This window comes from Promicromonospora sp. NPDC050249 (assembly GCF_040656015.1).
Taxonomy (GTDB): Bacteria; Actinomycetota; Actinomycetes; order Actinomycetales; family Cellulomonadaceae; genus Promicromonospora.
The window spans coordinates 1-23,699 of sequence record NZ_JBFAKY010000014.1 but is presented as its reverse complement, the minus strand read 5'-3'; the positions used below and the strand labels follow the sequence as shown (position 1 = coordinate 23,699).

The following is a 23,699-nucleotide window of genomic DNA, read 5'->3' as shown; positions in this document are numbered from 1 at the left end:
TGACACAGGTCACTCGACACGTCGACCGCCTCACTCCGTCCTACACGAGTGTGATCAGAGCTCTTGCCCGGATAGGCGTGCGCGCTGCACGCTGCCGCCCCGCGACCCTAGGTGGCTGAGTGGATAGCCGCTCGCCTCGACCGGCCATGCGGTCGCCGCGTGCTGAAGGAGGTATTCCCGTGCCACCGGTCGGCGCGTTCCGTAGGCCGACCGTCGAGAAGGCGCTCCAGCGTGCCATGCGCCCAGACACCGGCGGACTGGTGCTGTTGCGGGGCCCGAGTGGTACGGGCCGCCGGACCGCTGTCGCACTGTGGTCGAGGCGGCTCGCCCGCGACCGAACCGTGGTCTGGGTCGACGTCGCTCCGTCCGATGCGCTGGACGGCGACGCGCTTGCGTCGGCCATTCGCACCAAGCTCTCCCATCTGATCGGCGAAGACCCGGCAGCGCCGCTTGCCGAGAACACGAGCGTGGGGGCGACGGCCACTCAGGGTGTGGCTGCTGCGCTCGACGCTCACGGGGTGGTCCTCGTGATCGACCGGCTGGGACCGGCGTCGGCTGCTGCGCTCACCCATCTCGACCGGATGGCACGCCTGTTGCGCAAGGCCCACGTCGTCGCGTTGACCGCGCTACCGGTGCCTCACGCCGCTCCGACGTTCAACAGCTGGACCAACGCCCTCGGGGACACCTGGGACGTCACCATGGCCGCCGACCGCGCCCCCGTCACCAACGTCGAGCTGGGCATGCGCGACCTCGCCGTGCGCCCGGACGAAGCGCACGCAACCGCGTCAGCACTCGGCACACCGCTCAGCAGGTCGCAAGCAGACCTCCTCTGCACGGCGACAGCAGGATGGCCCGCCGTGCTCTACCCCGCGCTCGAGGAGCTCCGCCGCGCGTCCGCGATGGGCGACCCGATCACCAACGACCTCGTATCGACGGTCGCTGCCGCTCACCGTGCCGCGTTCCTGCGCGGCATGGTTCCGGAAGAGACGGTCGACGTCCTGGTCGAGGCGAGCATCGCACCCACGTTCAGCCGCAGAGAGCTGTCGGAGACTGGCCTCCTGGCCGTGATCCCGGACGGACACAGACTTCTCGACCGCCTCGTGGAGGTCGGCCTTGTCCTCGACGACCCAGCCGCACCGGACGACGTCCTCGCCGTCGAACCCTACGCGCGAAGAGCCATCCTCGACTACGCGCGTGGTCGTGACCGGGGCGAGCTGTCTCGGCGGGCGGCGAAGGTTGCGCTGCGCAGGGAGCAGGCGTACGACGTGCGCGGTGCACTCCTCGTAGCGCTCGAGTCCGGCGATGCCGGGCTGGTGCGCGACCTGCTGCACAGCATGTGGACCGGTGTACTCGACGGGCACGACGCCACGCTGCACGAAGCCCTGTGGAGCGCCGCTGCCTCGGTCCCCGCCGCCCACGTCCCCACCGAGCTGCGGGCCCTGCTGGCCATGACACGGCGCACTCCCGGACAGCCCGGCGCGCACGAGCCGTCGACCGACCAGCTCTCCGGTCCTCCGCTGTCCGACGGGCCCGATGGTCCGCTCCTGACATTCGCCCGGATCGCCCAGCTGCGTCGCGCGGGCCGTACCGACGACGCCCTGCGCCTGGCGCGCCGTCCGCTCGGCACAGCCGGCAGGGGGTCCGACGTCGCACGCGTGCTCGTCGGCCTGCAGGCCGCTCTCACTGCCGCGGAAGCCGGCTTGCTCGACGAGGCCCTGCGGTACGCGAAGGGCGCTCATCAGGGGGCGCTCAGCTCCGGCGCACTTCCACTCGGCGGAGCTGCAGCGGAGCTGGTTGCTCTGGTTCACGCGCTCGACTCCGGCGTACGCCCGGCGGCCGACTGGTCCCGTGAGGCCCACGCCCTGCCCGAGCCACCTACCTGGTGGCGGCATGCCGTCGGCGATCCGACCACACTGACCTCGGCCCTCACGCGGCTGGAACGGCTCGACGACGACCTGCCTGACCGTCTCCTGACCGCCGCACAGGACACCGCAAGCACCGACCTGTGGTTTGCCGGGCTGCACGTCGAGGCGACGCTCGCCGCGCTGCGGCATCAGGAGGAGCCGGCCGTGGCCAGGTTGCGCGAGACGCTCGCCCAGCGCGGGCGGACACCGCACGACACATATCCTTCTGCCGAGCGCCGCCAGGTTCCGCCGTTGCTCGCGCTCGACCTCGGCCGGCTCTACCTGGCGCTGGGCCGCGGCACCAACGCCTTGGTCATCGCCGACGCCGTGATCACGAGAGCCCCGGCGGCGGCGCTGCTCGAGGGCCGACTGCGTCTCGCGCGGGGGCAGGCCCGCGACGCGCTCCTCGCGGTGACCTCCGTCGGGTATCAGGACTCGACAGCGGGCACCCGGCTTCAGGCGCACCTCATTGCGGCCGAGGCACTGGGTGCCGACGCCGGCCAAGGCGTCGACGAGGGCGCGCGGGCCGACGTGCGCCGCGAGCTGGCCCACGCGGCCGCTCTGGCCCAGCGTGTCGGCGGAGCCCTGCCCTACTGGTGGGCGTCGTCCGACGTGCTGCGCCTGGTGGCCCGCGACGCCCCTGAGCCGGTGCGCGAGCAGATCGCCCAGGTACTGCGCCGACGTGGTGAGCCGACCCCTGTCGAGTTCGTGGTCGTGCCCGACCGGCAGCTCGTGGTCCTGCACCACCTGGCCGACGGGCTCACCTCGACCGAGATCGCCAAGGTGTCCTTCGTCTCGCACAACACGATCAAGACGCAGATCCGTGAGATCTACCGGCGCCTCGGCGTGCACGACCGGTCGATGGCACTCCAGCGGGCCCGCGAGCTAGGCCTCCTGGACCCGATCGTCAGGGCCCGGCTCGACCTCCCGTCGCGACCGTGACGACACCGACGGTGAACGCGTCCCCGTTGGTCTCCACGGCGGTGAGCTCGGCGCGCGTCGAGGTCAGGGCAGCGGGCTCGAACGGCTTGACGTCGACCCCGAGCGCGTTGGCGTAGGCGGATCCCCAGGCCGTCGAGTCGAACGCGTTGTCGCCCGGGCCCGGCCCCGTCGGCCCGGTGCCGCTCCAGCGCGACGGAACCAGCGGCACGCCGTCGAACAGGAGCTGGTCCCCGGGCGCACTCCGGTCCCCGTCCCACACCACGGCGCCGACCCGGGCCGTCGTGCCCGGGCGGCCGGCCACCGAGAAGGTCGCGGCAGATCCGGAGGCGGACGACACCGGCAGCAGCCCGTCGTAGACGATCGCGAGCCCCGAACCGGCCGGGCTGGTTCCCGGCGGCCGGTGCACGACGACGAGCGCCCAGCCCGCATAGCCGCCCAGCCCCTCGGTGGCGCACACGTCGGCCACGCCCCACGTGCCCGCACCACGGGCGCGGACGAGGTCGGTCACGTCGGCACTCGCCTGGTACGTCTGGCCCCCGGAGCGGTCGACGGCGACGTCCCCGACGGCGGCGAGCGCACCTCCCGGCGGCGCGACCCGGACCGGCGGGACCGTGCCCGCGCACCCCCCTGCCCAGTAGAGCCGGGCGGCCAGCACCTCGGACCCGGCGGGGATGTCCAGCACGGCCGTGGACGAGCTGGTCCCCGTGCCCAGCGCATCGACGGACACCATGTTCCACGCGTTGTTGTTCTGCGCGGAACCGGTGGCAGTGCCGTCGGTGACCGCCGCGCACCCCGTGGCGGCGGGATCGCAGTGCAGCACGGGCGCCCCCGCCTGACTCACCTCTACGGCGCCGGTCGCGACGTACCGGGCGGCGAGGGAGCCCGCGCGCACCGGCACCGGCCGGCGCTCGCTCGTGGGCGCTATGCCGTCTCCGCGCACGTCCAGCCGCAGCTCGACGCTGCCCTCCGCGACGTCCGCCGCGACCAGGACCGGCACCAGCAGGGTCGAGGCCCCGCCTGCCGGAATCGTGGCGACGGTGCAGCCGACGCCGCCCGAGGAGCCGGCGTCGGCGCAGGTCCACGCTGAGACGGCGCGTGCAGCCCCCGCCGTGTCGAGCTCGACGCCGGTCGGCAGCGTGACGTCGACGGCCACGGTGCCCGTCCGGTCCGGGTTCGGGTTGCTCACGGTGGCGCCGAGCACACCGGTCCGCCCGGGCACGAGGTCGCCCAGATCGTCGTGGGCCACCTCGAGGACCATCGGGTCCGGCGTGGGTGCCGGCTCGGGGTCAGGCGTCGGTGTGGGCCCGAGCGTCGGAGTCGGCCTCGCACCAGGGGCCGACGGCGGAGCGGGCCGCCCGCCGGGGTCGGCACCCGCTCCGGGCGTGGGTGTCAGGTCGACGGGCGCCGGCCCGCGGCCTCCGGTCCCGGCCCCTCGCACGGGCCCGCTGCCGGCATATGGCGTTCCATCCGCCGTGTCGTCCCGGAGGCCGGGCGACGGGCTGGACGACGGGGCTGCCCCCGACCCTGGTGCCGGGTCCGCCTGCCGGAGATCATCCCCTTCGGTCCGAGGACCGTCACCGGACCGGTCGGGGTCCGGCAGCTGCCGGTCGGCGTCCGGCACGGTCGCGGTGTCCGCGACGGGTCCCGGCGGGTGCCCGAGCCTGTCTCCCACGACGCCAGACGCCGCGACCATGGACAACGTGAGCAGGCACAGCGCCACGGCAAGGACCCCGAGAAGGACCGCCCGCCGGCCGACCCGCGGCCGCGCCCACCACCAGCGCCTGCCGAGTGCCCGCGCACGCCCCGGCCCCGGGTTCGGTACCGGCGCCTCTGCGTGGAAGTCCTTGTCGTGGGGCCCGCCGGTGGCCGCGAGCGCCAGGCCCAGCGGGAGCAGCACGGCGCGCATGCGGCGCTTGAGGTCGCGCATCTGCTCGACGGCGGCGGTGCAGTACACGCAGGCCAGCACGTGTGTATCGATTCGGTGGTGGACGGGCACGGCCAGCGTCTCGTCGACGTACCGGGCCAGGTGCGGCGCATAGTCCTCGCACCCGGGCGCCACCCGGTCCTGGTGGGCCTGCAGGTACTCCTGCCGGAGCCTCTCGCGGGCCCTGCGGGCCAGCGAGGACACCGCGTTGGGCGAGACCCCCAGGAGCGGACCGACCTGCGCCGGAGGAAGTTCATGGACGTCGACGTACCAGAGCACCCTGCGCCACCGTGCGGGAAGTTCGGCGAACGCCCGCCGGACGCGCCGGTCGTCGTCGGCCATGGCCAGCCCGTCGCGATCATGGTGCGGGCGGTCCACCACTGCCGCCTCGGCGGGCACCGCCTTCTGCTGCGCCCGCAGGAACCCGATGGCGGTGTTGCGCACCGTTGTCAGGAGGTACGAGCGGACATTGGTCAGCGGGCCGCCACCGCTGCGCACTGCCGCCAGCAGCGAGGTGAATGCCTCGGCGACCACGTCGTCGGCCGTCGGCCCTCTGCCGACCACCCGGCGGGCGACGCTTGTCGCGATGCGATAGTGCCGCGCGTAGAGCTCGGCGAACGCCCGGTCCTCACCGGAGCGGAACTCGGCGAGCAGTGCCTCGTCGGAGATCGGTGTCGCGGCATCCGCGCGCTGCCGCGACGGTGTGGAACTGGTCGTGTCGACCATCCGCGAGCGCCCCCTGGCACGTCGATGTAGTTGTCCTGAATGCGTAAAATACTACCGAGGGGTAGGTGCTACTTCGCACGTCGCCAGGGTGATCTGGGGGGTGATCCGGCGTCATGACCCCGGTTTGGCTTGCGCCGTCACCAGTTGCTTGTGTCACCGTCTAGCCCGGCGATGAACAAGGCACCCGCGGGAGACGACGGACTCGGCACGCTGTGCGCGCGATGGCGCCGGCACACGGTGGCCGAGGGCTGGCGCGTGCCGGAGGACTGGTCGAGCCCGGCCGTGGTTCCGTTCGCATACGCAGTCATGCACGGGCTCCCCGCCGAGGCGCCCGCCCAGGCTCTCGGTACCGCCCGCGCTCTGGCCGACGTCGGGATCACCGAAGGCCTGCGCGACGTCGGCGCGCTCTACGACCTGTGCCGGGCGAGCATGCCCGTGTCGGTCACGCTGGCGTTCGCGGCAGGCTGGGAGACCACCGACACCGGCCCCGACCCCCAGATCGCCGCGCGTGGTATGAGCGGGCTGCCGCAGCATGCCGAGTTCCTCGCGCGCGCCGCTGACGTCTTCGCCGGCATCGAGAGCACCAGGGAGGGCGGGTCGCTCGTCCTGGTGACCATCGACGGCCGGGTCGGCCGGATCGGTAGCGCCGGTCGGCTCGCGCGGTGGAAGCGCGATGTGCTGCTCGGCGAGGCGGTCCGTCTGTCGTTCGGCGAGGACTACCCCACCGGCTACCGCGACGGCGTGGCGGTTGCGCTCGGCCGGTCCGAACCCGCGGGCCGTGTCCTGGCGTCCGTGGCCCGGGCCCGCGCCACGCTGTCCAGCCTGGCCCGCGAGAACCCGAGCATCCTGCGAGCGCCCGTCCGGATCACCGTGCGGCCGTTGCCCGACGACCTCGACACCCTGCGCGGCCTCATCACCGCCGACGACGCCGCGTAGCCGGGCACGCCGGCTCCGGCATCGAGCTAGCTCCGCTCGCCGCGGTGCTGCGCCGCACGCCGGGCCTCCGTGCCGTGCTCGTGCACCCCGAGCGCGACGAACCGCCGGATCGACTCGCGAGCACGCATGAGCAGGGCCGCCACGGCGTTCTTGGAGATCCCCAGCTCCTCGGCCACCATCGAGATCGAGACACCCTCGAACACCGTCATCTGCATGGCGTACCGCTGTCGCGGCGGACAGGCGGCCAGACCCTCCAGGACGTCACCGAGCTCCATGGCCGAGAGCGCCGCCGCGGCCGGGTCGTCCGGCGCCGGCAGCTCGTGCGCCTCGTCGATCACCGCCATGGGCGGCTGTCGCCGGCGTGAGCGGTCCGTTGCGATGTTCCGGACGGTGCGAGCCACGTACGTCTTGCCGTGCTCCCGCGGGCCGCGCCCCTCACGCAGCAGCGACAGGATGCGGACGAACGCCTCAGCCGCCAGGTCATCGGCATCGCTCGGACTACGGGTGTAGCGCCGCGCCACCTTGAGCGCGTATGGATAGTGGCGGCGCCAGACGAGGTCGATCGCGAGCCTGTCCCCGGCCTTCGCCCGCCCGAACAGCTCGATGTCGCCGAGCTCCTCTGCCTCGCCACCGTTCTGCACCTCTGGGCCCCCCTGCCCCTGCCCCATCTGGCCAATCGCTTGCTGCCAAGCCGCTGTCGTCATCGGCATCCAGACCCCCTCCTCGCAGTGACAGCCAGACCGCTCGAGCGGGCTGTCGGCGCACGGACGTACGCGATGGGGAAGACGCGAGGGCATGAGAGGCGTGTCGCAGGCCACTGAGGTGATCGAGAGGGTGATCTGCCTGGTCAGGGCGGTTGGGAGCATGCGAATGCATGCATAATGCAGGCCCCGCACCGTGCGGTGCGGGGCCATCGGGACGTGCCGTCGCGGAGGACGAGGTCGTCCCGGGGTCAAGTCTTGCGGCCGCGGACCGCGGTGACGGCGAAGAGCACGTACCCGACCACACAGGCCGCGACGGCGGCCTCGGCGTAGCGGGACGTCGCGACCGAGGCCAGCACGAGTGCGCACAGCACCACGAGCACGATGTAGACCGCGCCGCGCGTCATGGCCCGCGAGAGTCGGACCAGCCTCACGGCGGCATCGGGCAACGGTGGGAGCGGAGCCGGATCCGGAGGCACAGGCAGAGGGTGAGACATATGCGTTTCCTCTCGGTAGGACGAGCGGCTCCCGCCGAAAGCTCGGTTCATGCCCGAGAACCCCAGCTTCCGGGCATGAACCGAGCAACCAGCGGGAGCCAGGGGTCAGTTGGCGAGTGCGGGTGCGGACCTCCCGGTGACGACGTCCTCCGTTCGCCGGCTGGCGAGCAGGTTCTCGATGACGTCGACGACGCGGCTCGCGGCATGCCCGTCACCGAACGGGCGGTGTGCGTTCGCCATGCGGCGGTGCAACGCCTCGTCGGTGAGCAGCGTGGTGAGCGTGTCGACGATGCGCCCCGTGTGGGTGCCCACCAGCACGCCGCCGCCGGCATCGAGGAGCTCGGGGCGCTCGGTGGTGTCGCGGGTGATCACGACGGGCACGTCGAGGGCCGGCGCCTCCTCCTGGATGCCGCCCGAGTCGGTGACCGCCACTGTCGCGTTGGACAGGGTCCGGATGAACTCCGCGTACGGCAGGGCGTCGGTCAGCAGGATGTTGGGGGTGTTGAAGGTGGTCGGCACTATCGCCTCGCGCACCAACCGGCTGCCGTGCAGCGGCAGGACGACAAGCACGTCGGGGAACCGGTCGGCGACCTCGACCAGGGCACGCGCGACCCGCTCGATCCCGTCGTCCCATGACTCACGCCGGTGTGCGGTGACCAGGACGATGCGACGCCCCTCCTTGATGGCCGCCTCGACGACCGGTTCGCTGACCCGGACCGGCTGGGAGGCGGTGTACATCAGCGCGTCGATGACGGTGTTGCCGGTGACGGTGACCTGGTGTTCCGGCACGTGCTCGTGCCGCAGGTTGCGTGCCGCCAGGGCCGTGGGCGCACAGTGCCGGGCGGCGATGGTGCTGATGAACTTGCGGTTCGCCTCCTCCGGGAACGGCGAGTAGATGTCCCCGGTACGCAGGCCCGCCTCGACGTGCACCACGGGAATCTGGCGGTGATAGGCGGTCAGTGCGCCGGCGAACGCCGTGGTGGTGTCGCCCTGGACCACCACGGCGTCGACCTGGTGCCCGTCGAGGTACTCGCTGAATCCTCGGACGGCGCCGATCAGCACGTCGTCGAGCGAGTAGCCGCGCCGCAGCAGGCCCAGATCATGGTCGGGAACGATGTCGAAGAGCTGGTTGACCTGGTCGAGCGCGGAGCGCTGCTCTCCGGAGGACACGACGCGCGGTATGTGGGTGTCCCGGCGCTTGAGCTCGTTGACGACCGGGGCGAGCTTCACCGCCTCCGGCCGTGTTCCATAGACCACTGCGATGTCACGGCGAGCTATCTGGGGCATGCTGCTTCTCTCTGCTCGGACGGGTGGCTCGCAAGTACGAGCCGACGTGACCGACGCGACCGGGTGGGAGTGATGACGCCCTTGGTCGTGATTTCTCTTGCCAGCAGTCCGGCCGCTGACCAGGCCCGATGGTCCGGACTGCCGAACAGGCCGAGAGGGCTCACGCGTCCCCCGTGGGTCGAGCAGCCCCCAGGAGGGTGCCCGGCGTGAAGAGCAGCGAGCACAGGCACATCGTCGCGACCATCAGGAGCGGGCCACCGACCGTGTGCATCGTCCAGCCGAAGCCGGTCTCGCCCCAGCGGGCGGTAGCTTCGATGGACAGAACCGTTCGCGCAGTGCTCACCACGGCGAGTGCGGTGATCGTCACCAGGCTCGCGACCAACAGGCCCGCCACCGGAGCACGACGCCAGAGGAGCAGCATCAATGAGGTGATCAGAAGCATGCCGCCCACGAACCACGAGGCCGAGACGGTGCCGGTGACCATCACGGCGGCCCACACGGGCACTCCGCCCGCCATCGACTCGTAGTAGAGGCCCGGGGCAGTCGAGCTCACCATCGACGAACGGGAGAACAGGTGCTCGAGCAGCCGAGCCACGAGCACCGCCTCACCATGGCGGAAGTGATCGGCAGAGACCAGGGCGGCGAAACCAAGCGTCGCTACCGGTACCGCGACCAACGCACGCGGCAAGACCCGAGGAGGCGGGGTGCGGGACTCGACGATCATGACCTCGACCGACGGTGCGATCACGGCTCGCCGGCCACGGTGGCACGACGGCGGTGACCACTGGCTCGGATCACGATGAACCCGTCGGCGCTGCACGTGATCACGGGGTCGGTCGCGACTCGAGTACCGATACCAGGGGTGGTGTTGTACATGATGCGTTCCTCTCAGGACGTGGACCGCTGGTTGGCGGCCCGCTCCTGCGGACAGACGCCAAGGAGCCGACGTCACGACGGTCCCGGACTGTGTGACACAGGTCACTCCCTCACCACGGCGCGAGGCATCCACGTTCGCTCCGGCCCCCTCAGCCCCGTGGCTGGTCGGGCCCCTCTGCATCACGGTCCCTTCCCGTTGACGCCTCGGGCGCCTCGACCTTCCGGTCATTCCTCGGCGCCGTCGACGTCGAGACCCAGGCCTCGAACGAGCCCCGAAAGGGGACGGGACGACACTGCCGGGGTGGGCGACGGCGATTGCCGCGTCTCGCCGCTACCCTGCAGCGTGGGCTCCGGGCTGGGGCTGGGCGCCGGCTTCGACGGTCTCGGTGATGGTGAGGTCGAGGGTTCCTGGCTTGGGCGCGACGGTGAGGGACTCGGTGACGGCGTGGCCGAGGGCTCCGCGGTCGGGAGTGACGGGGTCGGCGTGGGCGTGGGGGTCGTCGGCTCCGGTGCCGGGACGCTCTGTGTCGGCTTCGGGCGGGGGCCGGGGTTGGGCCTGGTCGGCGGTTGCGCCGGTTGGCCGGCGATGGGCTTGTCCACCGGCTTCTTACCCGGCTTGCGGACTTCCTCCCCGGCTGGGCGCTCCTTCGGTCGGGTGTCGGCCGCCGCCTGGTGACGGGAGCGGGTGACCTTCCTGTCGTCAGCCGTCCCCGCCGCGTTGACCGTGCCGGGTGGGGTGGAGGGGCGTTCCGAGCCCCCGTTGCCGACGTCGGACGGATCGATCGCACGGCCGGGAACCTGCCCGGCGGCGAAGAACTCGAAGTGCCACGGCTCGGGCTTTGCGCCGTCCGGCCGGGCCCAGGACGGGTTGTCCCAGCCGTGGTCCGGGCCGTGCACCCGCAACCACCTGTACTCCGGGGAGGTGCCACCGGAGATCGGGTCGCTCAGGTCCACGGCCAGGCCCCAGCCGTGGTTGGACGTGCCAGGGATCGCGGCCAGGTGCGGCTTGGCGTGCGCGACGGCGACCTGTGCCACGTAGGACCGGTAGGAGTCGGTGATCGGGATCGGGTGCCCGAACTCGCGCTCGAACTCGGCGCTCAGCGCCGTCAGCCGCTCAGCGGCGTCGCACCGCAGCATGTGCCCCGGTGCGAAGTCCAGCGGGCACAGCACCGCGGCGGGGATCCGGCCGTTGGCATAGCCCACGGTCGAGCCACCGAACGCCTTGACGGTTTCGAGCAGGCCCGCGCGCAGCGGGAAGCCCTGCCCTTGCTCGAGGCCGTCCGCACCCCGCACCCGGGGCTCACTCGGCGTCATGCCGTCCTGGTGCTGGTCGGGGTGCTGCACGTCCACCTGACCGGTGTGCGCCGGGGCATCCAGCAGGCTCGCCAGTCGCACGGCCGCGACCACCACCTCCTCATAGGTGACATAGCCGGTGTGCGCGTGCGGCTCAGCGTGGCCCGCGTCCGGCCCGGCAGCGCGCCCGTCCGGCTCGGCAGAGTGCGACTCGGGGACCGCCGCCGGCCTGTATGACACCTGCACGGCAGACGGAACCTCCCCCTCCGGGACGCCGCGTGCGCCGCCGTTCTCGTCGGCGCGTGCGATCGGCGCGTCCTGGATGCGCAGGCCTTCGGTGCCCTCCGTCAGCGTCAGCTCTTGCGCGAGGTAGGTGGTGTAGAGCATGCCCAGCTCGGCAGCGGCCTGCGCCACGCTCGGACTGAGGTCTGGGCCCTGCTCCCGCGCCTGCCGCTCGGCGCGCTGCAGGACCACCACGACCTGAGCCGGGCTCACGTCGGCCGGGCTCGTCTCGGCCTGCCTGACCAGCACAGCTTCGGCGAGTCCGCGCGGCTCGGCCGCAAGACCACGGGAACCATCGGGAGCGTCCGGGGTTGGGACACCGGGCAACGCGGCGAGCAGCAGACCCCCCGCGGTCACCGCAGCGATGGCGCCGGCCCATGCCGTGCGCAGCACTCTGTGCGGGCTCGGGCCGGAGGTGGTCCTTGCGAGGTTGTGTGCCTGGTCCTTCACGCGTCGCTCCCTTGATCGGTGCGTTGCTGGGTGGTGCGCAGTGCGGGTGGTGCGGAGATGGAAGCCCTGCCCACGAGCTGGGTGCCCGTGGGCAGGGCTTCCGGTGTCACGGCGTCAGCCGATGATGCGGCGGTGACGCGAGACGACCATCGCGGCGGCACCGAGCAGGATCAGCAGCGCTGCTCCCCCGGCGATCCACCCGATGTCGGCGCCCGTCATCGCCAGAGGCGGCGGGTCGCTCGGCGTGCCCGGCTTCACCGGGTCGGCCGGGTCACCCGGCTCGACCGGCTTGCCGGGCTCCTTCGGAGTGGCGCACGCGTCCGCGCTGTCGGTCAGGTCGTTGTGACCGATGCCGGCAGTGTTCGCGAACCCGCCCGGCTTGCCGGAGCCGGACTCGGGGCACGTGAACGTGGACTCGTTGGCGGCGTCACCGTCAACGATGGCCTCGACCTTGACCCGGTACGTGTGGGTGGCTCCCGCACGCAGGTTCACGCCGGAGGCGACCACGTTCGCGTCGTCACCCTCGACACCCTGACCGGTCCACGACTCCGCGGCCGTCACACCCTTGGGCGTGGCCGTCACCTCCGCGGACGTGACGTCGATACCCGCGCCGAACCGCAGGCGGTCGGTGAGCGTGTACTTACCGTCGGCGGCACCGCTGTTGGTGGCCTTGATCTCGTACGTGATCGTCCACTCCCCGTCCTTGCCGGCAACGGGGTCGCCGACCACGGACTTGGTGATGTCGATCGACGGGATCGGCGCACACGCCTGATCGTCCTCGACCTGGCCGGCCGGGTCGGTCATCGCAGACGTGTTGTTGAACGCCGTGTCGGAGTCGTCACCGTCCGGGCCGCACATGGTCGGGTCGTCCGCCGTGCCCGCACCGGGCACCTGCAGCGGGACGTCGGCGATCACGGTCAGCTCGTACCGGTGCGGCTCGTAGCCACCGTCGTCGTTGCCGAGGAGCGGCACCGCGGAGGCGACGGTCAGGTTCTTCTGACCGTCCCAGACAGGTTCGGCCAGCGTCACCCCGTCCGGCGAGGACGTCACCTCCGCCGAGACGATGGTCGCCGCCTCGGCGAAGTGCAGCTCGTCGTCCAGCGTGTACGACGTGGCCGCGGCCTTCGTGTTGGTCACCTCGATGCCGTACACGACCTCCCACTGGCCGTCACCGATCGGCTTCGCCGAGATCAGCGTCTTCTCGTGCGCCGGGTCGCCGACGATCGTGAGGCCTGCCGGGTCGCAGTTGATCGTCGGCGGGTCCTCGGAGTCGTCCGGCTGGGCGGCCTCGGCACACGCGGTGTTGACGATGCCCTCGCCGGCCGAGGCATCAGCGGTGATCTCGAACTCGTGGCTCTCGGAGGCACCAGGCTCCAGCGAGTCGATGGTGAAGGAACCGAGCTCGGGCTGCTTGTCGTCGGAGACGACGACGTCGGTCAGCGTGCCCTGCCCGGTGTTCTCCACCACGATCCGGTACCGGATCGTGTCACCGTCACGGAAGACCGGGTAGTCCGCGACATCGTTCGCGTCGCGCCACGTCCCGTCGAGGTCCTGCACGTACTTCTTGAGCGACGCGGAGTACATCGTGCCCATGGTCAGCGGCTCGGAAGTCCGCATCACCAGGCGGGTGTGCTCCGCGCGGGCCTGCGAACGGTTCACCCAGGTGTCGCCCGGGTCCGCACCCTCGGTCTCGATGTTGATGCGGAACGCCAGGGTGGCCCCCGGTGCGAGCCCGCCACCGATCACGCGGACGGCCGTCGGGTTCTCCGGCTGGGTGGTGGTCCACCCCACCGTGTTGCCGTCGGGGTCGCCCGCGGCGCCGTTCGACTCGTCGGCCGGGTCGTCCGAGAGGGTCGCCGGGTCCGCCTCGGTGTAGTACACCGTCGCGCCCGCCGGCACCTCCACGTCCGTCACCCGATAGGTGCCCTCGAAGTCCGTCCCACGGCCGTCACCGTTGTACGGGAGGATGTCGATGGTGTCCGTGTAGGCCTGCGCCTGCGGGTCCTGCGACTTGAGCGTCACGGTCCACGACCCCTCGCCGTCGCCCGAACCGTCCGGGTTGGCGATGAACCACTGGTCGGTGGTCTTGGCGATCAGCGTGTTACCGCTGCTGCTGATCGTGACCTGAGCGGTCGCGGGCCGCGACGACTCACCCGCCAACGAGCTGGTGACGGTGTTGGTGAGCACCTGGCCCGGCTCCACCGAGTTGCTCGCCACCGCCTGGTAGGTGAGCTCCTGCGGGTCGTTCGTCGGCACACCGTCGATGGACCAGGTCAGGACCTGCTGCCCCTCACCGTTCGTGGTCACCGTCGGCTCAGGGTCCGCGGACCCACCGACGTAGGACATGCCCACCGGCAGCGTGTCCACGATCGAGTAGTCGTCGACCGTGTCGGGCAGCGCCCCCGAACCGTTCGCCGAGTACGTCAGCGTGAAGGTCGCCGGCTCGCCCGGTCGGACGGTCGACCTGTCTGCGCTCTTCTGGATGGCGGGGGTCGCGTAGATGATCCGCAGGATGTCGCGGCGCCCGTTGGTCGCCGGGTAGCGCGCGCCGGGCGTGGGCGTGATCGGCGACGACTCCCACGGCTCACCGGTCCCCTCCCACACACCGCTGACCGGGTTGTAGACGGAACCGAACATCCAGACGTCCTGGCCGGTCGCCACGTCGTCCTCGATCGTCGGGTATGCGCGGAGCTGCATACCGTTCCACCCCTGCTCCGCGGGGAGAGCGTCCGGGTAGAGGATCCGGACAGCCCCGACCGTGGTCAGGTCCGCCGGCTCCGTGGTCGTCCAGCTCGCCGGGTTGCTCCCGCAGTTGAACGTGTTCGGATCACCTACGTCACCCACGTAGTACTGGACCGCCGGCGGGTCCTCGAGCGCGCCCGATCCACCGCCCTGGTTGTATCCGATGACCATCGGTTGTGCCCCCTCGGGCACCGGGCTGTAGTCGACGTAGTCGGTGTCGAACACCAGGCACTGACCGTGCGTCGCCGTGGGCGGCGCGTTCACCCGGTAGGGGTTGTTGTTCACGTACTGCATCACCTGCGTCCCGGCCGGTACACGGTAGGTGTCGTCCCAGTTGGTGCCGCCTGCACCGGTGAACTCCCGGTACCACGGCGCGGCCCAGCGACCAGGCAGCACGTAGGACTTGCTCGTGGAGTTGTTACCGGCGAGGTCGGTGGACGTCAGCCCGGTCGTCGACGTGTACGTCGGCGCGTTCGACTGCAGCGTGAGCGACCCTGCCTGGTTGGTCTCGATGTGGAACCACAGGGTGCCGCTGGCAATGTAGTTCCAATCTGTCGGAAGCGGGTTGCGCGCCCCGCTGGAGTCGTACTTCGGCACGTTGGCGAGGTCGTAGTTGATGCCGCTCAGCGTCAGGTCGAAGACGCCGGGCTGTCCTGCCACCGGTGTCAGCGTGCAGCTGTCCACGAACGACGTCTGCTGGTCGGCGGGATAGCCCGGCAGCTCCGACCAGGGGACTCCGTCCGCCCGGAAGTAGTTGAACGGTGAGCAGCCCGGAAGACCGGCGGGCCTGCTCGCCGCGACGGTCACGGGCGCTCCGTTGCTCTCCGTGAGCCGCAGCCGGTAGGTCACGCTGTCGGGGCCGGGGTCCGAGCCCTTGCCCAGCCGCAGTGCCCACTGCAGGTCCAGGTCGAGCGCCGTGTACTCGTTGTTCCAGTAGTACTGGTTGGTGTTGCCACCGAACTGCATGTCCAGCGAGAAGTCGTTCACGATCTCGATCGGATCCAGCGGCAGCTCCTGGCCGTTGATCTCACCGACCGCGGTGAGCTCTTCGCCCGTCTCGCCGTCGACCACCACCGGCGTCTGCACCACGACGGCGGTTCCCTGCACGACGGTGCCCAGGTTGCAGGTCAGCGTCTTGCCGTCCTCGGAGATCGCCGAGACCGGGTCGACGTCCGCAGTGAGGCAGACGTCGGGGATCTCGTTGAACCGCCCCTTGTCCAGGGTGGCGGTGAAGGTCACGTTCTCCACCGGCTCGTTGGCCGGCGCCTCCTCGTCGTCGTTGACGTTGACCCGCCAGACGGCGTTGACCACGTCACCACGGCCCACCGTGGCCGGCGTGCCCTCCTCCCACTCACCCGCGATCTCGTAGACGGTCTCGGCGAACGCTGGGGGTGCCGCCGCGACGACGAGCCCGCTGCACGCCGTCGCGGCGGCCATCGCACCACCGAGCAAGCGCTTGAACAGACTGCGCCGGGCACTGCGAGCCCCCGGCGACCCTTCAGAAGACCGGCCGCTTGCGCGACCGGTGCGATGGTCTTGTGACGCACTGCGCATGGCTTTCCTTTCCTGTTCACACGCGCCGCTCGCGTGCTCATTGCCATCCCATTAGGACGTCGAGACGCAAGCCGTAGACGGCAGGAACATCAAAAAATCATCAGTTGTGTCATCAGTTCTGACCCGGAATTCACCCCACATCGCGCGACATCATCGTTGTAACGGCAGGATCCGAAGAGTGCCCACCCCACCTGAGAGCGACGACCTGAGTGACGTGAAGATCCGCGCTGGCCTGGCATCCGGCGACCTGGACCGGGTCGAGGACCTGTTCGACGCCCGCTGGTACGACCTCGCCGACAGATTCGCGGCGGAGGTGCTGCGGGCCACCGATGGGGTACCAGCTGGAGTGCTCCAGGTGCGGCCCAGACTGCTGCACGCGGTACTCCTCGCCCACCACCACATGACCTACAGAGAACAGAATCACCACCAACTGCGCCGGACGCTCCAGTTCTATGTCGTGATGGGACAGCGCTACGGCAAGCGGTTGAGCTCGTTCACCCAGCCCGGCGATCTCATCGCGGCCGGCGTGGCTGCCGTGGTCTCCGAGCGGATGCGCGGCGAGTACGGCGGGGCCGAGCGCATCGGGGCGTGGACCGACGCCCAGATCACCCTGGGGAGGGCACACCCGGCACCACCGTGGACGGCGACCAACGCAGCGGCCCGACCCGGATGGCTGTCGTCCGAACGCGGGCTCACAGCGATGCTCGCGGGCTCGCTCGACCAGGCGACACAACTACTCACCCGGGCACACGCCGAAGCGGGCGAGCTGCCTTACGCCCATTACGCCGGGGCGAACGCCGCGGCGAACCTCGCGCTCCTCGCGGCCTTCCGCGGTCATCTCGACCTCGCCCGTACCTGGCTCGAGACGCTTGACCACCTGAGCCCGCTACCCGGCTGGGTCGAGCATCTGACGACCGTCGGCGCGGAAGTCGCCCGCGTGCTCATCGCGATCGACGAGGGTGACCCCGCCACCGCGGCGAGACTCCTGGACCAGCTCGGGCCGGCGACGCACCCGAGGGAGCTCTGGGCTTTCGTGGCCTTCGCCAACGCCAGCTACGAGGCGCACTTCGGCGACCCGCACAGGGGCCTGCGCATGCTCGACACCACACGCCAGCAGCAAGGAGCGCTCAGCCCCGACCCGAGCACCATGGCAGGAGAGCTCGTGCTGCGCGCCGAGGCGAAGCTCCTGCTGCGAACCGGCACGGGAACACGCGTGCTTCATCTCGCCGAACAGCACACCGAGGTCGAGTCACTCGCACTGAGCGCCGCCTGGGCACACCTCCTGGCTGGAGAGCACAGCGAGGCGATGCGCCTGTCCGCTGAGATGGTCCAGTACAGCGACCTGCCGGTCAACGACCGCATGGGCCACCATCTCGTTCAGGCCACTGCACACCTGAGAGCGCGGCACCCGGAGCGCGCGCGCACCTCGTTCCTGGCCGCGATACGTCTGCGTTCCACCCCCGCGCACGTCTCACCGTTCCTCTCCCTGCGCGACAACGAGCTCGACGACCTCGCGCGGCTCGCCCACGTGCCGAATCCGCTGCACAGCGGGGGCGCTGTCCGGCGCAATACCCCGCCCTCGGCTCCCCTGGTACACCTCACCCCGCGCGAGCGAGAAGTGCTCCGCGCACTGAGCGCCCGACAGACCGCCGAACAGGCGGCAGCGCAGTTCGGTGTCTCGGTGTCTACCGTGCGCACCCAGATCCGGAAGATCTACCAGAAGTTGAACGTCTCCCACCGCACAGAAGCGATTGCAAAGGCACAAGACCTGGGCCTCATTCGCGCGACACGAAACACTCCTCGCGACCGGGCTGGGTAGGCCTCACACGCACCCCAACCGCGAGAGCGCCCGAGCGCGTCCTGATCGGACGAGGCGACGGCAGATGTCCAGATAGTGAGAGCTATGACCCGGACTCTGGTCAAGCTCCGCGCCGGCGCCTATACCTCTGGCTCATCACGAGAACGACATCAGGAGAACGACGTCGCGAGGAGCGCACCATGACCGCACAGCCCACCGTGAATCTCGGCCTGTACGCGCTGGAAGACCTCCTGATGCAGCACTGCGGATCCGACGACGGATCCCGCACCTGTCCGCCGGTCCGCAAGGACCGCGCCGACCACCGTACCGGTGACCGCACGGAGCTCTGACCGCTCGCCCGTCACCTGACCGGGACCTCTCGCACGAGATCCCACGAACAGCCCTGAGCGTCGAAACCCCGACCGGCAGGGCCGCCCCGCCGTACCCAAAAACAGACGATCGGACGACCCATGCCCCACACACCTGCCGGCGTGGCCGCGAGTCGCGCGACGACACACCGCGGCACGACCACGACCACTGCCCTCGCCGCCGTCACGGCCCTCGTGCTGCTGGCCTCCGGCTGCGCCGCCGGCGCACAGGCCGACGTCCAGGGCGGCCTGGCCCCCGATGCGGCGCTGCCCACCGAGATCCCCGCCGGTACGACACTGGCGATCGGCGACCCGACGACCCAGAAGGCGTTCGAGCTGGCCGGCGACGAGATCGACTCGAAGTTCGACTTCGAGATCGAGTGGGCCAACATCTCGGGCGGCCCGCAGACCATCGAAGCGTTCAACGCGGGTGTCCTGGATCTCGGCGCGGTCGCCGAGATCCCTCCGATCCATGCCGCCTGGACCGGCCTCGACGTGCAGATCTACGCGTCCCAGTACCGCCAGGACTGGCAGGAGTACCCGGTCTACGAGCTAGCGGGCGCACCCGGCGTCACCCTGGACGACCTGTCGGACCTGCGTGGCAAGAGGATCGCGTTCAGCCCCGGCCAGGCCCAGGGATCGCTCGTCCTGAAGTCCCTGCGATCGGCGGGGCTCACGCAGGACGACGTCGAGCTGGTCGAGCTGCCCTCCACCGGCGACGTGTACCCGACCGCGCTCGCGGCAGGTGAGGTCGACGTCGCCCCCGTCGGCGGCACCGCGCTGCTGCGCTACCTCGACAAGTACGGGGCCGACGGCGCGACGTCGCTCCGGCACGGCCTGCGGGACGACCCCAGCCATCTCTACGGCCCGACCGACGTCGTCCGTGACCCGGGCAAGGCGGCCGCGCTGCGCCAGTACGTCGCCGCCTGGGCCCAGGCACGGGTGTGGATCTACGAGAACCCCGAGATCTGGAAGGAGAAGTACTACGTCGAGGACCAGGGGCTGACCGACGACGACGCGCAGCACCTCATCGACACCGCGGCCCGGCCCGAGGTCCCGTCCGACCTCTCCGACGGCATCGAGCGCACCCAGGAGACGATCGACCTGCTCGCCGAGGAGCTCGACCGGCCGGCGCTGCAGGCCGCCGATCTCTTCGACGAGCGGTTCGGCCCGGTCGCGGGCGAGGCCGCCGAGCGGGCCTGGGGCACACGGTGACCGCCCTCGCCCAGACGGACCGGGCAGTCCTCGAGCGCCCGGTACGACAGCCGCCGGCCGACGTCCGCCCCCGGATCCGCCGCCTCGGTCTGCGCAAGCCGGTGCCCCTGGCCGCCGGCTCCGGCATCGTCCTGCTCCTGGCGGTCTGGACGGCCGGCTCCGCCGCCGGACTCATCGACCCGCGCGTGCTGTCGGCTCCGTGGACGGTGGTGACCACCGGCGTGGACCTCGCGGTGGGCGGCAACCTCCTGGAGAACCTGTGGGTCTCGTTGACCCGGGCCGCGCAGGGCCTGGTCTGGGGAGTGCTGGCGGGGGTCGTCCTCGCCCTGCTCTCCGGCCTGAGCCGCGTCGGGGAGGCGCTCCTCGACGGACCGATCCAGGTCAAGCGCGCCGTCCCGAACCTGGCCCTGCTGCCGCTGCTCATCCTGTGGTTCGGGATCGGCGAGGAGATGAAGGTGATCACCATCGCGCTCGGCGTGTTCATCCCGATCTACATCCACACCCACAACGGGCTGCGGTCGATCGACAAGCGGTACGTCGAGCTCGCCGAGACCCTCCGCCTGGGGCGCCGCCAGTTCGTCACGCGAGTCGTCCTGCCCGGTGCGCTGCCCGGGTTCCTGCTCGGCCTGCGCTTCGCCGTGACCGGCTCGCTGCTCGCGCTCGTCGTCGTCGAGCAGGTCAACGGCACCGCCGGGATCGGCTACATGATGGAGCTCGCGCGTACCTACGGGCAGACCGAGGTCATCTTCGTCGGCCTCGTCGTCTACGGCGTCCTCGGCTACACCGCGGACTACTCCGTCCGGCTGCTGCAGAGGAAGGCGCTGACATGGCGACGCACGCTGGAGGACTGACCGCGGCCATCCCTGGAGACGGTGCCCGCCGGGACGTGCGCGACCCGGCCGACGGCCGCCCCGCCGTCGTCGTACGCGACCTGGTGCGGACCTACGGGACGCCCGCCGGGGTGCTCAACGGGCTGGACCTGGAGATCGCCGAGGGCGAGTTCGTCGCGATCCTCGGCCGGTCCGGGTCCGGCAAGAGCACCCTGCTGCGGGCGCTCGCGGGGCTCGACCACGACGTCCACGGGTCGGGGCAGGTCCAGGTGCCGCGCAACGTGTCCGTCGTCTTCCAGGACTCGCGGCTGCTGCCCTGGGCGCGGGTGCTCGACAACGTCGTGCTGGGGCACGAGGCCGCGCCGTCGCAGGCCCGCGCGGCCGGCCGCGCCGCGCTGGCCGAGGTCGGGCTCGGCGGACGCGAACGGGCCTGGCCGAACGAGCTGTCGGGCGGCGAGCAGCAGCGCGTGTCGCTGGCCAGGTCGCTGGCCCGCAGCCCGGAGCTCCTGCTCGCGGACGAGCCGTTCGGCGCGCTCGACGCGCTGACCCGGCTGCGCATGCACGACCTGCTCCGTGACCTGCTGCGGCGGCACCGGCCGACCGTCCTGATGGTCACCCACGACGTGGACGAGGCGATCGTGCTGGCCGACCGGGTGGTCGTGCTCGACGCGGGGCGCATCGTGCTGGAACGCCGCACCCCGTCCACCCCGTCCACCCAGACGCACGACGCCGTCGACCAGGACACGCACCGCACACTGCGCGCCGAGCTGCTCGACGCGCTCGGCCTGGACAGAGAGGACACCCCATGACCACGAACCACCGCCCCGGACGGCTCAACCTCAACGCCTTCCTCATGAGCAGCGGCCACCACGAGGCGTCCTGGCGCCTGCCGGAGAGCGGCCCGGACGCCACCGGCCACGACATCGCCCACCTGCGCCGGCTGGCCCAGATCGCGGAGCGCGGGCGGTTCGACTCGATCTTCTTCGCGGACGGGCCAGGTCTGCAGGGTGACGTGGGGCGCCGTCCGGCGGGCACCTTGGACCCGCTCATCGTGCTCACCGCGATCGCTGCGGCGACCGAGCGGATCGGGCTCATCGCGACGGCGTCGACCACCTACAACTCGCCGTACAACCTGGCGCGGCGGTTCGCCTCGATCGACCACGTGTCGTCGGGTCGCGCGGGCTGGAACGTGGTGACGACGGCGGGCCCGGAGATCGCCAAGAACTTCGGCCTGGACGACCAGCCCGCGCACGCCGAGCGCTACGCGCGGGCGGCCGAGTTCCTCGACGTGGCGTTCAAGCTCTGGGACTCGTGGGAGGACGACGCGATAGTCGCCGACAAGGCCGCGGGCGTCTGGGCCGACAGCGCCAAGATCCATCCGCCGGGGCACGTCGGGCAGTACTTCTCGGTCGCCGGGGCGCTCAACGTGCCGCGGTCGCCGCAGGGCCGGCCGCTGATCGTGCAGGCTGGATCGTCGAACGACGGCAAGGACCTCGCGGCCCGGCACGCGGAGGCCGTCTTCACCGCGCACCAGAGTCTCGGGGACGCCCAGGCGTTCTACCGGGACCTCAAGTCGCGGGCAGTGGCCGCCGGGCGGGACGCCGACGGGGTGCGCATCCTGCCCGGCATCGTGCCGGTGATCGGCACGACCGAGGCCGAGGCCCTCGCGAAGGAGCGTGAGCTCGACGAGCTCATCCTGCCGCAGTACGCGCAGCGCCAGCTCGCCCGCACGCTCCGGCTGGCACCCGAGGACCTGCCGCTGGACCGCGAGCTGCCGGCCGACCTGCCCGACGAGGACGAGATCGAGGGCGCCAAGAGCCGCTACACGCTCATCGTGCAGCTCGCGCGGCGCGAGCGGCTGACGGTACGACAGCTCATCGGGCGGCTCGGCGGCGGGCGCGGGCACCGCACCTTCGCGGGCACCCCGGAGCAGGTCGCCGACGCACTGCAGGAGTGGTACGACGCCGAGGCCGCCGACGGGTTCAACATCATGCCCGCCGCGCTGCCGTCCGGCCTGGAGCAGTTCACCGCACACGTCCTGCCGATCCTGCGTGAACGCGGGCTGTTCCGCAGCGAGTACGAGGGCACGACCCTCCGCGAGCACTACGGGCTGGCCCGCCCCGCCAACCGGTACACGACCCTCCAGCGCGCCACGACGACTGCGACCGCAACCGCGACGGGAGCCTGACATGGCCGACGACATCCTCTGGTACATCCCCAACCAGACGCACCCCGGCCACCGCGGGGACGACGCCACCGCGGGACACAACAGCCTCGACACGCTGACCGAGCACGCCACGCAGCTCGAGAAGCACGGCTGGGACGGCGCCCTGCTGGGCACGAGCTGGGGTCGCCCGGACACGTTCACGGTGGCCACAGCGCTGGTCGCCCGGACGACGACGTTCGAGCCCCTCGTCGCCGTCCGGCCGGGGTACTGGCGGCCGGCCCACCTGGCGTCGGCGGCGGCCACGCTCGACCACCTGTCGGGCGGGCGCGTGCGCATCAACATCGTGTCGGGCCAGGACGACCTGGCCGCGTACGGCGACACCGAGGGCGACCAGGCGGACCGGTACGCGCGCACCAAGGAGTTCCTGCAGATCGTGCGGCGGCTGTGGACGCAGGAGTCGGTCACCTATACGGGCGAGCACTTCCAGGTCACGGACTCGACGCTGGACCTGCGCCCGGCGGCCCGTCCGGGTCGTCCCCATCCACGGCTCTACTTCGGCGGGGCGTCGGCGGCGGCCGAGCGGGTCGCCGCCACGGAGGCGGACGTGCAGCTCTTCTGGGGCGAGCCGCTGGACGGCATCGCGGAACGGATCGACCGCTTGCGCACCCTGGAGGCGGACCTGGGGCGCGAGCACGCGCCGCTGGAGTTCGGCCTGCGCATCACGACGTTCGTGCGGGACACGCCCGAGGAGGCGTGGGCCGATGCCGAGTCCAAGGTGGCTCAGCTCGCCGCCCGGACGGACCACGAGCAGCCGGGTGGTCGCCGCTGGGGCAGCTCCTCCGCCGTCGGGCAGCGGCGGCTGCTGGAGCTCGCGGACCGGGGCGACGTCCTGGACGACATCCTGTACACGGCTCCGGGACGTGCCGGGGGCGGCGGAGCCGGGACCACCTGGCTCGTCGGGACAGCGCCCGAGGTCGCGGAGGCGCTGCGGAAGTACGAGCGGCTCGGCGTGACCCACTTCGTGCTGTCCGACACCCCATACCTGCCCGAGATCGAGCGTCAGGGATCGGAGCTGGTGCCCTTGCTGCGCGGGTAGCCACCTTGCGCGGCCTTCCTTGACCTCCAGCAGCGCGATGCACGAGACGAGGACGATGCTCGCGCCCGTGAACACCACCGCGATGGACAGTCGCAGGACGTCACGCGGGAT

The 23,699-nt window shown here is 71.3% G+C and carries 17 protein-coding genes; 9 read left to right on the top strand and 8 right to left on the bottom strand.

The annotated features are described in order from the left end of the window. Positions 1-179 precede the first annotated feature (179 nt). Complete coding sequence (locus AB0I32_RS13330; RefSeq protein WP_357506627.1) at positions 180-2,846, top strand: LuxR C-terminal-related transcriptional regulator; 2,667 nt, start codon at positions 180-182, stop codon at positions 2,844-2,846. Here the strand turns inward: AB0I32_RS13330 and AB0I32_RS13325 are convergent. Further along, on the bottom strand, positions 2,812-5,496 hold the full coding sequence (locus AB0I32_RS13325) for an RNA polymerase sigma factor (RefSeq protein ID WP_357506625.1): 2,685 nt from the start codon (positions 5,494-5,496) through the stop codon (positions 2,812-2,814). The genes AB0I32_RS13330 and AB0I32_RS13325 overlap by 35 nt on opposite strands. Positions 5,497-5,667: 171 nt before the next feature. Between AB0I32_RS13325 and AB0I32_RS13320 the strand changes: the two genes are divergently transcribed. Then, positions 5,668-6,432, top strand: coding sequence for a hypothetical protein (locus tag AB0I32_RS13320; protein WP_357506623.1), 765 nt, complete (start codon positions 5,668-5,670; stop codon positions 6,430-6,432). 26 nt (positions 6,433-6,458) lie between these two features. Here AB0I32_RS13320 and AB0I32_RS13315 read toward each other — a convergent pair whose 3' ends face one another. From AB0I32_RS13315 to AB0I32_RS13285, 7 genes are all read right to left on the bottom strand, one after another. Next, positions 6,459-7,100 (bottom strand): sigma-70 family RNA polymerase sigma factor, encoded by a 642-nt coding sequence (locus AB0I32_RS13315; protein WP_357506621.1) that lies wholly within the window; start codon positions 7,098-7,100, stop codon positions 6,459-6,461. A 284-nt stretch (positions 7,101-7,384) separates the two neighbouring features. Then, complete coding sequence (locus AB0I32_RS13310; RefSeq protein ID WP_357506619.1) at positions 7,385-7,567, bottom strand: hypothetical protein; 183 nt, start codon at positions 7,565-7,567, stop codon at positions 7,385-7,387. A gap of 168 nt (positions 7,568-7,735) precedes the next feature. Then, positions 7,736-8,917 (bottom strand): UDP-N-acetylglucosamine 2-epimerase (non-hydrolyzing), encoded by a 1,182-nt coding sequence (wecB, locus tag AB0I32_RS13305; RefSeq protein WP_357506618.1) that lies wholly within the window; start codon positions 8,915-8,917, stop codon positions 7,736-7,738. Between the two features lie 160 nt (positions 8,918-9,077). Continuing rightward, a complete protein-coding gene (locus tag AB0I32_RS13300) occupies positions 9,078-9,665 on the bottom strand; it encodes a hypothetical protein (protein WP_357506616.1) in 588 nt (195 codons plus the stop codon). Beyond that, positions 9,662-9,793: a hypothetical protein gene (locus tag AB0I32_RS13295; protein ID WP_357506614.1), complete on the bottom strand. Its 132-nt coding sequence runs from the start codon at positions 9,791-9,793 to the stop codon at positions 9,662-9,664. Before AB0I32_RS13295 ends, AB0I32_RS13300 begins: the two co-directional genes overlap by 4 nt. A gap of 225 nt (positions 9,794-10,018) precedes the next feature. Then, the gene (locus tag AB0I32_RS13290) at positions 10,019-11,818 is read right to left on the bottom strand and encodes a M15 family metallopeptidase (RefSeq protein ID WP_357506612.1); all 1,800 of its coding nucleotides are present in this window, start codon (positions 11,816-11,818) and stop codon (positions 10,019-10,021) included. Positions 11,819-11,932: 114 nt separating this feature from the next. Continuing rightward, positions 11,933-15,997 carry a hypothetical protein gene (locus AB0I32_RS13285; RefSeq protein WP_357506610.1) on the bottom strand — a complete coding sequence of 1,355 codons (4,065 nt, stop codon included), beginning with the start codon at positions 15,995-15,997 and terminating at the stop codon, positions 11,933-11,935. Between the two features lie 295 nt (positions 15,998-16,292). Between AB0I32_RS13285 and AB0I32_RS13280 the strand changes: the two genes are divergently transcribed. From AB0I32_RS13280 to AB0I32_RS13250, 7 genes are all read left to right on the top strand, one after another. After that, complete coding sequence (locus AB0I32_RS13280) at positions 16,293-17,933, top strand: LuxR C-terminal-related transcriptional regulator (RefSeq protein WP_357506608.1); 1,641 nt, start codon at positions 16,293-16,295, stop codon at positions 17,931-17,933. A 179-nt stretch (positions 17,934-18,112) separates the two neighbouring features. After that, the gene (locus AB0I32_RS13275) at positions 18,113-18,262 is read left to right on the top strand and encodes a hypothetical protein (RefSeq protein ID WP_357506606.1); all 150 of its coding nucleotides are present in this window, start codon (positions 18,113-18,115) and stop codon (positions 18,260-18,262) included. Between the two features lie 120 nt (positions 18,263-18,382). Beyond that, positions 18,383-19,495, top strand: a complete 1,113-nt coding sequence (locus AB0I32_RS13270; RefSeq protein ID WP_357506604.1) for a PhnD/SsuA/transferrin family substrate-binding protein — start codon at positions 18,383-18,385, stop codon at positions 19,493-19,495. Then, positions 19,492-20,346, top strand: a complete 855-nt coding sequence (locus tag AB0I32_RS13265) for an ABC transporter permease (RefSeq protein WP_357506602.1) — start codon at positions 19,492-19,494, stop codon at positions 20,344-20,346. The genes AB0I32_RS13270 and AB0I32_RS13265 overlap by 4 nt, the downstream gene beginning before the upstream one ends. Then, positions 20,322-21,134 carry an ABC transporter ATP-binding protein gene (locus AB0I32_RS13260; RefSeq protein WP_357506601.1) on the top strand — a complete coding sequence of 271 codons (813 nt, stop codon included), beginning with the start codon at positions 20,322-20,324 and terminating at the stop codon, positions 21,132-21,134. Before AB0I32_RS13265 ends, AB0I32_RS13260 begins: the two co-directional genes overlap by 25 nt. Continuing rightward, complete coding sequence (locus AB0I32_RS13255) at positions 21,131-22,513, top strand: LLM class flavin-dependent oxidoreductase (protein ID WP_357506599.1); 1,383 nt, start codon at positions 21,131-21,133, stop codon at positions 22,511-22,513. The genes AB0I32_RS13260 and AB0I32_RS13255 overlap by 4 nt, the downstream gene beginning before the upstream one ends. A gap of 1 nt (position 22,514) precedes the next feature. Then, complete coding sequence (locus tag AB0I32_RS13250; RefSeq protein ID WP_357506597.1) at positions 22,515-23,588, top strand: LLM class flavin-dependent oxidoreductase; 1,074 nt, start codon at positions 22,515-22,517, stop codon at positions 23,586-23,588. The last annotated feature ends 111 nt before the right edge of the window (positions 23,589-23,699 follow it).